Below are 13,932 nucleotides of genomic sequence, written 5' to 3'. Positions count from 1 at the left end.
ATGATGGGGTATGAAATTCGGGAGTATCATCTGTCTGCTCTTTCTGCTGGCTCAGCCGGCAATAGCTGCGGAGGCAGAACAAACAATTATGCCATCGCCGCCCTCGGGCTGGTTTCTGGATTCACAGTCTCGCAGCGCCGAACAGTTTGACCTCTGGCAAATCGACAGTGGCTACACTTATGCCCTTTCCCCTTCCACCCAGCTCTATGTCAGTACCCGGCTGAAAAGCGGTAATCAGTATCAGTCTGCTTCACGCGGTCTGCTTTCCGGTGTGCAGTACAACTTCAGTCCGAAAATCAGCCTGCGCAGTGCCTTCACCTCAGAACGGATCGAAGAAGATACCCGGCTGGGTGTTGAACTCAGCAGTCAGTACGAACTCAACAACAGACTCAACCTGCACGCCACCATGGACTATGAATCCCTCGAACAGGTCTATCAGCTGGGTATCGGCTTCAGGTTCTGAAATCCCGCTCAGAATACCGACAAATCAAGCAACTCTTTACTCAGCAAAATGCCGTTCGGATCGGCATACAGAATATCGCCGGGATAGACCAGTGTGTGTGCCACAGTCAGCGTGACATTTCGGTCACCAGTCTGACGCTTTTCCGTCTTGAACGGACAGGCTGCAATGGCTTTGACGCCGAGTTCCATTCCACTGAGCGCCACCACATCACGGACAGCCCCGTTGACCACAATGCCTTCCCAGTTGTTTTGAACGGCAAGTGCCGCCAGCTGATCTCCGAGCAAAGCCCGGGTCAGTGAGCCATGTCCGTCAACCACCAGAACCTTCCCTGTACCGTCTTCATTGAGAATTTCCCTAACCAGGCTGTTATCCTCAAAACACCGAAGCGTCACCACTTCTCCGTAAAACACGGGCTTACCGCCAAAGTCGCGATGCTGCAACGGTAACCAGCGTACGTCCTGCTCATAGTGGTCACACAAATCCGGCAATAAATCTTTCATCTTGCAACTCCTTTATTCTGATCCTTGAATGTGAAGAAATGTTTGCCAAGCCCCCAGTACAGACCGGGAAAATCCTTGCTTCCCAAGCCTCACCGGAACCAGCGTCAATTGCTGCTGAGCAACCCAGTACAGAGCATTTTGTTGCCAGCGTGCAGCAACGGCGCATGCACGCTCAATGTCCATGGCAACGGCCAGACTGGGTTCATGCCAGCTTCCGTCCGGTGCACTGCAATCCAGCCGCTGGAATGCATAGCCCAGTGCAGATAACTCCGCTTCAAGGCTGGCCTGTCGCTGATGATTTTCCTTACAACTGAGCACAATACTTTCCGGGTTAAATGCTGTTAAAATAGCGAAGGTTGTGAACGGTGGCGCCTGATCCGCACGGAAAATTATCTGCTGATAGTTTTGCCATAAGTGGTGTCGAGCCTGCGAATCCGACGCTCCTGATGACATTGCATGACTGAGATTTTGTCTGCTGCTTTCCGTCATGAGTCCGAATCCTGTTCTGTTGAAGAAACTTTTAACAGCCGCATTTCATTGCTGAAACAACAAATTGTTTGAGCTATAACAATAAGATAGTGTTTCTGACAGGCTAGTATGCCATGACAAATTCGAAAAAACCGGGCACATTACAATAAAATCATATTGTTAGTGCGCTGTTAAATGCATACAATCGTCAGCATCCAAGGGAAATTGTAGCCAGTTCCGTAAAAGTCGGGTTTTTCAGTGGTGATTTTTGAGCGTCTGCTGAAAAATGAGGATGGCGTACCAGCAGGTAGTTGAAAAGACGAGTGCAAACTGCAACAGTTCTGTTACTTTGCCTGTGATCGAATTATTTTTATAGAATTAACATATTCTGTGTTAGACCAGATTCCGTTTTGAGTAATTAGGTACTGCCAATGCAAACCCCTCACATTCTAATTGTAGAAGACGAGCAAGTAACACGTAACACCCTGAAAAGCATCTTCGAAGCCGAAGGGTATACAGTATTTGAAGCCAGCGACGGTGCAGAAATGCACAAGATGCTGTCTGAGCATCCTGTTCACCTGGTCATCATGGACATTAACCTGCCGGGTAAAAACGGCCTGCTCCTTGCTCGTGAGCTGCGTGAGCAAGGCGATATGGCGTTGATGTTCCTGACAGGACGCGACAACGAAGTCGATAAAATCCTCGGTCTGGAAATCGGTGCGGATGACTATATCACCAAGCCTTTCAACCCTAGGGAACTGACCATTCGTGCCCGCAACCTGCTGACCCGTGCCATGAGCCAGGGTCTGGCAGCCGAAGATCGCCGTCTGGTTGAGCGCTATGAGTTCAACGGCTGGTCTCTGGAACTGAACAGTCGCTCTCTGGTCAGCCCAAGCGGTGAGCAGTTCAAACTGCCTCGTTCTGAGTTCCGTGCACTGCTGCATTTCTGCGAGAATCCGGGCAAGATCCAGACCCGTGCAGAACTGCTGAAGAAAATGACCGGCCGCGATCTGAAACCACACGACCGTACTGTTGATGTGACCATCCGCCGTATTCGCAAGCACTTCGAATCTGTTGCAGATACCCCGGAAATTATTGCGACCATCCACGGTGAAGGTTACCGCTTCTGCGGTGATATCGAAGAAGGCTGAGCAGCCTTCTGATTCGACTTCACGAAAGATGAAGCAAAAAAGCGTCGCAATGCGACGCTTTTTTTATGGCACTCAAACAAGCAGCTTACTTTTCAAGACCCTCCAGCCAGCCTTTCAGCAGTGTCAGATCGTTCTGGTAGCTGTTTTTAATTTCATCCACCCAGTCTTCGATATTTTCCCACCAGGCCGGCAATTCCGGCGACTGTGCCTTCTGCGCAACCTGCTGGATACGCTTGAGCCCAATCGATCCCGCCGCTCCTTTGATCTTATGAGCTTCAAACTTAATACCGTCTTGATCTTTGGCCGTCATGTTTGAGTCCAGAATCGCCAGATATTCCGGCATCATTTTCTCAAACATTTCAATCGAGTCGAACACCGGCTTCGTCCCGACGATATCGACATAAGAACTGAGCATTTCAAAATCAAGCAGCTTGTTCAGGGTATCTTCGCTCATTACTGTTTCCTGTGCAGGTACTGGGGCAGCTTCATTCGCCGGGGCATATTCCGACTCCATCAGATGCTCAATGACCATATTGATGGCTTTGACACTGAGAGGTTTGCTGATGGCATCATCCATCCCCTGCTCCAGATATTCATCTTTATCTTTAATCACATTGGCCGTCAGCGCGACCAGTGGCGGCAGCTGACGATAACGAGCGCGCAGTATTTTGGCGATCTCAAAGCCTGTCATATCCGGCAACTGGATATCCAGTAACACCAGATCGTACTGTCCTGGATCAAACGCCTCCAGCGCTTCATCTCCCCGCATCGCAACGGTGACCTGATGCCCCAGACCTTCCAGAAGCGCCCTGGCAACCGTGATATTCAGCTCGATATCTTCCACCATAAAGATGCGCAGTGAACGCTGCGCCAACACAGGCGTTTCATCATCTTCCGTAATCTGTTCAAGCAGCGGCACGCAAATGGTCACGGTAAAGGTACTGCCTTCACCCACCTCAGAGTTGACCTGAATATCACCGCCCATCATATTCACCAGTTGCCGCGAAACCGCCAGACCAATCCCCGTACCGACCGCGTGAAGATTGTCCTGTCCCTGTTTCACCTGGTAATACATCGCAAATACTTTATCCAGCTCGGACTCCGGAATCCCAATCCCGCTGTCTTCAATTTCGAAGGTGATTTCGGCCTGCTGATCATCCAGCAGCTCACTGCTGATCGACAGAATTACGCCGCCTTCTTTGGTGAATTTGGTGGCGTTGCTGATCAGGTTCCACAGAACCTGGCGCAGCCGGGTGCCGTCCACCTGTACATAAGATGGCAGTTCAGTCAGCTGTTCCAAATCGAAACGCAATCCTTTCTGTTCGGCCATCAGTCCGGAAATATTCCCCATTTCTTCAATAAAGGCCTGGAAATCAAGCGGTGCCGGCAACAACTCCAGCCGACGGCGATCCGATTTATCCATATCAATGATGTCATTGAAAATATTACCGAGCGTAATGGCGCTGACATAAATCGTCCGCATATAGCCGCGCTGCTGATCACTCAGCGGACTTTCCAGCAGCATCCGGCTCAGGCCGACAATCCCGTTCAGCGGGGTACGCAATTCATGACTGATGGTTGAAATAAAGGCTGTTTTCTCGCGGCTGGCTTTCTCCTGCGCTTCCTGATACTGCTTGCGTTCGGTGATATCCCGGCCAAACCCCATCAGGCCCAGACGCCGACCGTCACGACTGTAGAAAGGCACTTTGCGCAGTTCAAAAATAGCTTTGCGGCCATCCGGATATTCCAGCCATTGCTCATAAGTCAGAGAGACATTCTGAGTGAACACCTGCTGATCGGTTTCAACAATCTTACTGGCCACTTCTTCGCTGTAGACATCCCAGGGAGTCAGACCAACCAGCTCCTGCTCGGTTTTTCCGGTCAGTTCCGCCATAGCCCGATTGCATCCAGAGAACTCATTTCTTTCATTGCGGTAATAAATCAAATCCGGCGATGCATCCAGAAAAGACTTCAGCAAGGCACTCTGCTCTGCCAACTCCAGCTGGGCACTCTCACGCTGCGCGACTTCGCTTTCCAGATCTGCCATGGCAATCCGGCGCTCATCTTCTGCTTTGATCCGGACTTCAATTTCCTGATTCAGTTGTGTGATGTTATCTTTCAGCTGTTTATTCAGCGTCAGGTCACGCGAGCGCATCTCTTCCAGTTTGCTCACCAGCTTGGACAGCCGCTGACGGGAGTCCTCAAGCTGATCCACAACAACCGACAGGAAATACACCGCCCAGGGAGTGATCAACAAACCAAAAAACACAGAACGGACAATATCAATGTTCAGCACTTCTCCCTGCAATGCCAGCGTCACTCCGACTTGCACCACCACAGCCAGAGCTACCAGCGCTAATGCCAGCAGCAGGCTGAAGCGCACAATGCCCAGTTTCACCAGCAGATCGACATAGAACTGCGCCAACATCTTGATTTGTTTCATGGATTATCCTGTCACAATAAAATGCTGCCCTCAGGCAGCATCAGAATTCATCGAGTTCAGCCATCAGGCGGGTGGTGTTCCGTCCGTCGGCTTTTGCTTTATATAGCGCTTTGTCAGCCATCGCAATCAATTCACCGTAATCCTGATTCGGCATTGGCGTCATGGTCGCAACTCCCAGACTTACCGTGAGAATATCGCTGATATCGGAAAAACCATGGGGAATGGCTTTCTCCGCCACTTTGTCATGAATTTTTTCCGCAACGACCTCACCGCCGCACAGCGGCGTATTCGGCAACAGGAAAGCAAACTCTTCCCCGCCATAGCGGGCCACTTCGTCAGTCTCACGCCGGATCACACTGTCAAACACCTGTGCGACTTCCAGCAGCGCCCAGTCGCCCTGCTGGTGTCCGTAGTTGTCGTTATATGCTTTGAAACTGTCGATATCACACAGGATCAGGGTGAGGGGCTGCTGTTCCCGCATATGACTGTGCCAAAGTTTACGTAATTGCTCATCAAAGCTGCGACGGTTTGCCACTTTGGTCAGGCTGTCCACAAAACTCAGCTCCTGCAACTCCATAATGGCATCTGCGAGCTGTTGTTCCGCCTGCTTCCGCTCGGTCACATCCCGGGCAATCAGCAAAATCCCGGCAGAGCCATCCGTCGGATCGCGGTAAGGAGATTTGACGATCTCGTACCAGACCGGCTGCCCGGTCTCAAGAATCACATAGGCATCCGTTTTGACGGTAACCCCTTCTTTCAGCACTTTGATATCGGTCTGATAAAACTCCTGCAGCATTTCAGGATCAATCACATTGCGGGCCGTTTTGCCAATCAGTTCCCGGGCACTGAACCCCAGTACCCGGGCAAACGGTTCGTTACATCCCACATAGACCCCGTGCTCATTGTATAGGCCGATGGGATCCTGACTGGCATTGAGAATAGAATTGAGTAGTGTATTTCGCTGGGCCAGGATCTGTTCTGTTACCTCTCGCTTTTCAATCTCTTGCTTGAGGCTTTCCTGCATTTCGTGCCAGTCCGTCACATCATGGCTGATACTGAGCATCCCGATGACCTGGCCTTCCTCATCGGTCATCGTTGTCTTGTTGGTTTCCAGCAAGCGGCTGGAACCATCCGGAGCCGTAGTCCAGGTATGAATGACAGGCACCTCGCCGATCCCGGTCGGATCACCCTGAATCAGTCCTTCTTCACGTCGTCCCCGCCAGAATCGATCAAAGGCCGTATTGGTTCCGAGGATATTCCCGGCTTTATCCTGAAAATAAACCAGTTCAGACAGGGAGTTCAGCACGCGCTGGAAAACACGCTGCTCGAGCTGAACATAAGGATTACTCTGCGCGGCAGGCTCAACAAGAAACAGTAGCCAGGCTGACTGCCAGCGAAAACTCATCAGCTGGCCTGAAATCAGCACCCGGACTGTTTTATTTCCTCCCAGTCGCAGCGTTTCCTCAACACTGTCAAAATCAGTTCCGGACTGCAGCGGACGCAGCACATCCGCCATCATTTGGGACCCAATCCCTTCCGGATAATAATACCGCCGCCCGACTTTACTGACCCCAAGTAATTCCTGGCAGGCAGCGTTGGCATAGAAAAGTTCTCCGTCCTTACTGCGGACAATCGCTGCTGCTATCGGCAAACGGGAAATCGTCGCATGAAGCCGACGAAAAGCCAGACGACCTAAGTGGTGAATCAGCCAGGCGCCGAGTGAGGTCAGGATCGCCATCATCAGAACAGCCATGCCAATTGCCGACAGACTCATACTTTCTTCGGTAGCGCCCCATGCCGGGACGGCGGTACAGGCAGCACCCGCAAGCGTCATACCGTGTCTATTCTGCATGTCTGTTCCTCTCTGCATCCTTTCCAGACCAGTCCCGCTGGCATATCACTGCACCTCTGAATACGTGACGACAATTTAACACAGTTGCAAGAAGCTGCTGTATATGGTGGTTTTTTTATATGCCAAATAGTGATGTTTGACACTTCGCAGCGTCAAGGTTCTGTCACTGATTACATTGACTCTGTCAGAGCATTCTTCTGGTGATACCCCGAGCAACTGATTCAAGATGCCAAAAAATCAATCTGAAATAAAATAACTACAATTACCACCTGAATCTCTTCGTCATATACTCCTCTAACAAAATACAAACACAATAACAATTCACACAAACAACAATTTAACGAATTTTTAATCATCAATGTGACTACAGGGCCTGCTTTGCCCGAAGTTACGTACAACTAAAGTCGGATTTAGTGATAGTAATTCACCAAACAGTTCTGTAATATATTTTCATTGTGTGCATTATATAACCAGATTGCCATCCGCCAGGATGGCTTTCATGTCTTGGCTCTGCGGCAATGAACTGACGTACCCAAGACCGCCTGTCATCGCAAGATAGACAGCTTCCTGCGGCCAGCCAGCGCATGATGCCCGGCTGACCAGTCTACGCAGGCATAACAATAAAGAAGGAATCGCAGGCGGAGGAACCGTCTGCCCTACACTGGAAGGATGTAGTTATGACAGATCATGCGTTGAATGGTCAGGGGCTTTACGTCCCTGAAATGGAGCACGATGCCTGTGGTATCGGCTTTGTCGCCCATCTCAAGAACCGCAAGTCCCACCAGGTGATCACCCAGGCTCTGGATATGCTGGCACGGATGGAACACCGTGGCGGTCAGGGCTGTGACCCGTGCAGTGGTGACGGTGCCGGGATCCTGCTGCAAAAGCCTCATGAATTTCTGATGCAGGAATGCCAGAAAATCGGCCTGACGCTGCCAGCGTTTGAACACTACGGCGTAGGGGTCATTCTGTTCCCGAAAGATGAAGACAAACGGGAACAATGCCGTGAAATTCTGGCCCGTAATGCCCAGCGCCTGGGTCTGACGGTGCTGGGTTACCGCGTTCTGCCAACCGACAACAGCATGATTGGCGCCGACCCCCTGAGCACTGAACCTCAGTTCGAACATGCATTCGTGACTGGCGGCAGCGAGATGCCTCAGGACACACTCGAGCGCAAACTCTACGTCCTGCGTAACTACACAATTCGCGTCTGTCTGGAAAGCGTCGCCAACATCGGGGACGACTTCTACATCAACGCATTCTCCAGTAAGACTCTGATCTATAAAGGCCAACTCACTACCGAGCAGGTACCGCAATATTTCCTGGATCTGCAAAACCCGGCTATGGTCAGTGCGCTGGCACTGGTTCATTCGCGTTTTTCCACCAACACCTTCCCGAGATGGCGCCTGGCCCAGCCTTTCCGCTTTATCGCCCACAACGGTGAAATCAACACTGTGCGCGGGAACCTGAACTGGATGAAAGCACGGGAAGCCCTGCTGCAGTCAGATCTGTTCAGCGAAGAAGAGCTGAAAATGCTGCTGCCGATTTGTCAGGAAGGGGCATCCGACTCGGCAAACTTCGATATGGCACTGGAACTGCTGGTTCTGTCTGGCCGCAGCCTGCCGCATGCCCTGATGATGCTGATCCCGGAAGCCTGGCAGGAAAACCCGGGCATGGATCCGAAACGCCGTGCTTTCTACCAGTATCACGCCAATCTGATGGAACCCTGGGACGGACCGGCTTCCGTCTGTTTCACCGATGGTGTTACCGTAGGCGCAACACTGGACCGAAACGGTCTGCGTCCGTCGCGCTATACCGTAACTAAAGACGATTTTCTGGTGATGGCATCGGAGTCAGGCGTTGTTGAAATCGCACCGGAGAACATTCACTTCCGTGGTCGACTGCAGCCAGGCCGTATATTTGTAGCCGACCTGGAACAAGGCCGCATTGTCTCTGACGATGAAGTTAAAGACAGCATCGCTGCAGCACAACCCTATGAAGAGTGGGTCAAAGACAACCTGCTGCACCTGAATGACTTACCTGCTTCAGATTACAGCCATACTCAGCCGGAAGCTGAGAAACTGCTGCATCAGCAGCAGGCCTTCGGCATCAGCAATGAAGAAGTCAACGACATCATTCTGCCGATGTCCAGCGACGGCAAAGAGCCATTGGGCTCCATGGGCGCTGACTGGCCGCTGGCGATCCTGTCGCATCAGTCTCAGCATCTGTCGCACTATTTCAAGCAGCTGTTTGCACAGGTAACCAACCCGCCGATCGATCCGATCCGTGAACGCATGGTGATGTCGCTCAAAACCTATCTGGGCGAAGATCAGAACCTGCTGAAAGAAGGCCCGTCTCACTGCCAGAAACTGGAGCTGGATTCACCTGTTCTCAGTGATGCCGAGCTGGAAAAACTGCGTGTCATCGACAAACCGCACCTGCAGGCCAAAACACTGGATATTGTGTTCCAGGCCAGTGACGAAGCCGGCAAGCTGGAACAGGCACTGAATCATCTGTGCCAGCACGCGGAAGATGCGGTGAAAGATGGTTACTCAATCCTGATCCTGAGCGACCGTCCGGTCAATTCGCAGCACGCGCATATTCCGGCCATGCTGGCTGTTGGCGCCGTACACCATCACCTGATCCGCAAAGGGCTGCGCGCCAAATGTGATTTGGTTGTAGAGACCGGAGATGCCCGTGAAACCCATCACTTTGCCACCCTGATTGGCTATGGTGCCAATGCGATCAACCCGTATATTGTCACCCAGACTATCGTGTCTCTGCAGCAACGCAATAAACTGGATAAAGCCACCGACGCAGATACCTATTTCAATCACTTCCGCAAAGCCGTCAACGGCGGCCTGCTGAAGATCTTCTCGAAAATGGGGATCTCGACCCTGCAGTCTTACCATGGCGCTCAGATCTTCGAAGCGCTGGGGATCAGCAAAGCCGTGGTCGACAAATACTTCACCGGCACCGTATCCCGGATTCAGGGACTGACGCTGGACGACATTGCGAAGGAAGTGCTGATCCGCCACCGTATCGGTTATCCGCTGCGTGATATTCCGCTGCAAATGCTGGATGTCGGCGGGGTTTATCAGTGGAAACAGCGGGGTGAAAAGCACCTGTTTAATCCAACCACGATTTCACTGTTGCAACAGTCAACCCGTGGCAAAGACTACAGTCAGTTCAAAGAATACTGTCACGCCGTTGACAGCCAGGGCGACCATGCCGCCACCCTGCGCAGCCAGCTGCAATTTAACGCTGACCCCAGCCGTAGCATCCCGCTGGATGACGTCGAGCCTATTGAAAAGATCCTCAAGCGATTCGCCACCGGTGCAATGAGCTTTGGCTCGATTTCCTACGAAGCCCACTCGACGCTGGCCGTCGCCATGAACCGGATTGGCGCAAAGTCGAACTCTGGTGAAGGCGGTGAAGATCCGGCACGTTTTGATAAAAAAGAAAACGGCGACTGGGAACGCTCTGCAATCAAGCAAGTGGCGTCTGGCCGTTTCGGGGTGACGTCTTATTACCTGACCAATGCCGACGAGCTGCAAATCAAGATGGCTCAGGGTGCCAAGCCGGGTGAAGGTGGTCAGTTGCCGGGTGATAAAGTCGATGACTGGATCGGCGCAACCCGTCACTCAACACCGGGCGTCGGCCTGATTTCACCGCCGCCGCACCACGATATTTACTCCATCGAGGATCTGGCGCAGCTGATTTTCGACCTGAAAAACGCCAACCGTAAGAGCCGCGTCAACGTCAAACTGGTCTCTGAAGCCGGGGTCGGCACCATTGCATCCGGTGTGGCAAAGGCCAAAGCAGACGTGGTACTGATTGCCGGATTTGACGGCGGTACCGGTGCATCTCCGATTTCGTCCATCCGCCACACGGGTCTGCCGTGGGAACTGGGTCTGGCTGAAACCCACCAGACATTGCTGAAAAACGGCCTGCGCAACCGCATTGTGGTCCAGAGTGACGGCCAGATGAAAACGCCGCGTGACCTTGCTGTCGCTACCCTACTGGGTGCCGAAGAATGGGGGGTCGCAACCGCCGCACTGGTGGTGGAAGGTTGTATCATGATGCGTAAGTGTCATAAGAACACCTGCCCGGTCGGGATTGCGACCCAGAACAAAACCCTGCGTGAACGCTTTGACGGCCGTGTGGAAGATGTCGTTACTTTCTTCCGTTACATGGCCGAAGGTCTGCGTGAAATTATGGCTGAGCTGGGTTTCCGCACCATCGATGAGATGGTCGGCCAATCACAGCATCTGAAAATCCGGGACAACATCGGTCACTGGAAATACAAGAATCTGGACCTCAGTCCGGTACTGCACCGCGAACCCGCACGATCTGAAGACGGAATCTTTAACCAGTGCAGCCAAAACCACCATCTGGAAGCGGTACTGGACCGTCAGCTGATTGCTGCTGCTCAGCCTGCACTGACGCGTGGTGAAGCGGTAAATGCAGCATTCCCGATTACCAATATCGATCGCAGCGTGGGCACCATGCTGTCGAATGAAATCTCCAAAGTTTACAAAGATGCCGGTCTGCCACAGTCCATGCATGTGAAGTTCAAAGGCTCCGCAGGCCAGAGTCTGGGCGCATTCCTGGCGAAAGGCGTGACCTTCGAAGTGGAAGGCGATGCCAACGACTACTGGGGCAAAGGCTTGTCCGGCGGTCAGCTGGTCCTCTACCCGGATGCTCAGTCGGATCTGATTGCAGAAGACAACATTATTGTCGGCAACGTTTGCTTCTATGGCGCAACTTCGGGTGAATCTTTCATCCGCGGCAAAGCCGGTGAGCGGTTCTGTGTCCGTAACTCCGGTGCCCGTGTGGTGGTTGAAGGCGTGGGCGACCATGGCTGTGAATACATGACCGGCGGCGTGGCCATCATTCTGGGTCAGACCGGCCGTAACTTTGCAGCCGGGATGAGCGGCGGTGTCGCGTACGTCTGGGATCAGTTCAACGACTTTGAAAGTAAGCTCAATCCGGAACTGGTGAATCTGGATCCGCTGGACAGCGAAGACATTGCACTGCTCAGGGATATGCTCACCCGTCATCAGCAACTGACGGGCAGTACCGTCGCGGAAACTTTCCTCGGCAACTTTGAGGATAACCTCGGGCACATCGTGAAAGTCATGCCACGCGATTACAAAGCCGTGCTGCAAAAACGCAAAGCCGCGGCTGAAGCACAGGACAAGGAAGCACTGGAGGTGAGCCATGGGTAAGGCAACCGGATTTCTCGAGCACGGCCGTGAACTGCCGTCAAAGATCGCCCCTGAAGTCCGCATTCAGGACAACAAAGAATTCGTTCTGAACGACGATTTTGGCAGCAAAATTGGCACACAGGCGTCTCGCTGCATGGATTGCGGCGTGCCTTTCTGTCACAACGGTTGTCCAATCGGCAATATCATTCCTGAGTTTAACGATGCGGTCTACCGGGACAGCTGGGAAGAAGCCTGGCATATCCTGAGTTCGACCAACAACTTCCCGGAATTTACCGGGCGGGTTTGTCCGGCCCCTTGTGAAAGCGCCTGTGTTCTGGGGATCAATCAGGATCCGATTACCATCTGTAACATCGAGAAGACCATCGTTGAAACCGCTTACCGTGAAGGCTACGCAAAGCCAAAAACCCCGCGCAGCCGGACCGGCAAAAGCGTGGCGATTATCGGCTCCGGCCCGTCCGGGCTGGCAGCAGCTGAACAGCTCAACAGCGCCGGCCACACCGTTACGGTTTACGAGCGGGACGAAAAAATAGGCGGGCTGCTGCGCTTTGGCATCCCGGATTTCAAGCTCAGCATGGGCGTGATTGATCGGAAGCTGGATCTGATGGCACAAGCAGGCATCAAATTCGTCGTCAATGCGCACATCGGCGTGGATATTAACGCCCGCGAACTGCGCAAACAACACGATGTCGTGCTGCTGACCGGTGGCTCCACTGTGCCGCGCAACCTGCCGATCCCGGGCCGTGAGTTACAAGGCGTGCACTTTGCGATGGAATTTCTGGGTCAGAACAACCGCCGCGCCAACAACATGGATCTGAAAACAGCAGAGATTCATGCTGCCGGTAAACATGTTGTGGTCATCGGTGGCGGTGATACCGGTTCTGACTGTGTCGGCACCTCAAACCGTCATGGCGCAGCCAGTATTACGCAGGTTGAAATCATGCCGATGCCGCCGGAGAAGCGCCCGGTGAATCAGCCCTGGCCTGCCTATCCGATGATTCTGCGCACATCAACTTCCCATGAAGAAGGCTGCGATCGTTTCTGGAATATCCTGACGAAAGAATTCATCGGCAATGATGATGGCCAGGTTACCGCACTGCGCATCGCCGACATCACCTGGAATGATGCCAAACCGGGTGAGCGTCCGGGCTTCACGGAAGTACCGGGGTCGGAGCGCGTCATTCCTTGTGATCTGGCATTTCTGGCGATGGGCTTTCTGCATCCAGAACCTCAGGGCGTACTCGCTCAGCTGAATATCGCGCTGGATGAACGCGGCAATGTCGCGACTGAAGGTTTTGCGACAAATCAACCAGGCATATTTGCTGCTGGTGATATGCGGACCGGGCAGTCACTTGTCGTGCGTTGTATCAACGAAGGCCGGGAATGTGCCCGAGAAATTGATGCTTATCTGATGAGTGATTCTAAGCTGGAAGCGAAAGACCATTCACTTATGCTGTCTGAATCCTGATTCATCTGGATTTTATACTAAAATTTAAAGCTAGCTCCCATGAGCTGGCTTTTTTATTTGAATTTAATCAGAGCTTTATTCTTTTTAACAATATTTTTACCTGAGAACAAAATCCTCTTGGTTTTGACGCAAAAAAGTCATCAATTACGCCCTGAAAAATGTAAACAAAATATTTCAAAAAAATATTATTTATTTGAAAATCATATAGATAAATGCGTGACTTTGAATATTTCAGAATTTATGACCAGAATTAAAGAAAATTTGACCTTTTTGTAAATTGCCGTTAGTTTGAAAGTCCGCTGGAAGCAAGAGTGACAATCAGGGAGATTGTCATAATTATGCAGTAACCCTGCTCAATG

Annotated in this window: 8 protein-coding genes; 4 read left to right on the top strand and 4 right to left on the bottom strand. The window is 52.1% G+C overall.

Going from position 1 to position 13,932, the window contains the following annotated elements:
- The first annotated feature begins 10 nt into the window (after positions 1-10).
- Positions 11-463: a hypothetical protein gene (locus SPK40_RS10930; RefSeq protein WP_330960507.1), complete on the top strand. Its 453-nt coding sequence runs from the start codon at positions 11-13 to the stop codon at positions 461-463.
- Between the two features lie 8 nt (positions 464-471).
- On the opposite strand, the gene SPK40_RS10925 is transcribed toward SPK40_RS10930, so the two are convergent.
- Together SPK40_RS10925 and SPK40_RS10920 are read right to left on the bottom strand one after the other, a co-directional pair.
- On the bottom strand, positions 472-963 hold the full coding sequence (locus SPK40_RS10925) for a putative 4-hydroxy-4-methyl-2-oxoglutarate aldolase (protein ID WP_330960506.1): 492 nt from the start codon (positions 961-963) through the stop codon (positions 472-474).
- Between the two features lie 12 nt (positions 964-975).
- A complete protein-coding gene (locus SPK40_RS10920; protein WP_330960505.1) occupies positions 976-1,452 on the bottom strand; it encodes a DUF3293 domain-containing protein in 477 nt (158 codons plus the stop codon).
- A 410-nt stretch (positions 1,453-1,862) separates the two neighbouring features.
- On the opposite strand from SPK40_RS10920, the gene arcA reads away from it, so the two are divergent.
- Positions 1,863-2,582 carry a two-component system response regulator ArcA gene (gene arcA / locus SPK40_RS10915; RefSeq protein WP_036755170.1) on the top strand — a complete coding sequence of 240 codons (720 nt, stop codon included), beginning with the start codon at positions 1,863-1,865 and terminating at the stop codon, positions 2,580-2,582.
- Between the two features lie 85 nt (positions 2,583-2,667).
- On the opposite strand, the gene arcB is transcribed toward arcA, so the two are convergent.
- Entirely contained in the window at positions 2,668-5,025 is a 2,358-nt protein-coding gene (gene arcB, locus SPK40_RS10910; protein WP_330960504.1) for an aerobic respiration two-component sensor histidine kinase ArcB, read from the bottom strand.
- Positions 5,026-5,065: 40 nt separating this feature from the next.
- A complete protein-coding gene (locus SPK40_RS10905; protein WP_330960503.1) occupies positions 5,066-6,877 on the bottom strand; it encodes a diguanylate cyclase domain-containing protein in 1,812 nt (603 codons plus the stop codon).
- Between the two features lie 677 nt (positions 6,878-7,554).
- On the opposite strand from SPK40_RS10905, the gene gltB reads away from it, so the two are divergent.
- Together gltB and SPK40_RS10895 are read left to right on the top strand one after the other, a co-directional pair.
- Positions 7,555-12,108, top strand: coding sequence for a glutamate synthase large subunit (gene gltB / locus SPK40_RS10900; protein ID WP_330960502.1), 4,554 nt, complete (start codon positions 7,555-7,557; stop codon positions 12,106-12,108).
- On the top strand, positions 12,101-13,573 hold the full coding sequence (locus tag SPK40_RS10895) for a glutamate synthase subunit beta (RefSeq protein ID WP_330960501.1): 1,473 nt from the start codon (positions 12,101-12,103) through the stop codon (positions 13,571-13,573). The genes gltB and SPK40_RS10895 overlap by 8 nt, the downstream gene beginning before the upstream one ends.
- The last annotated feature ends 359 nt before the right edge of the window (positions 13,574-13,932 follow it).

The sequence above is a fragment of the Photobacterium sp. 53610 genome, from assembly GCF_036409375.1.
In the GTDB taxonomy this organism is placed as follows: Bacteria; Pseudomonadota; Gammaproteobacteria; order Enterobacterales; family Vibrionaceae; genus Photobacterium.
Note: the sequence above shows the minus strand (reverse complement) of the source record. Positions and strands in the feature narration are given on the sequence as shown.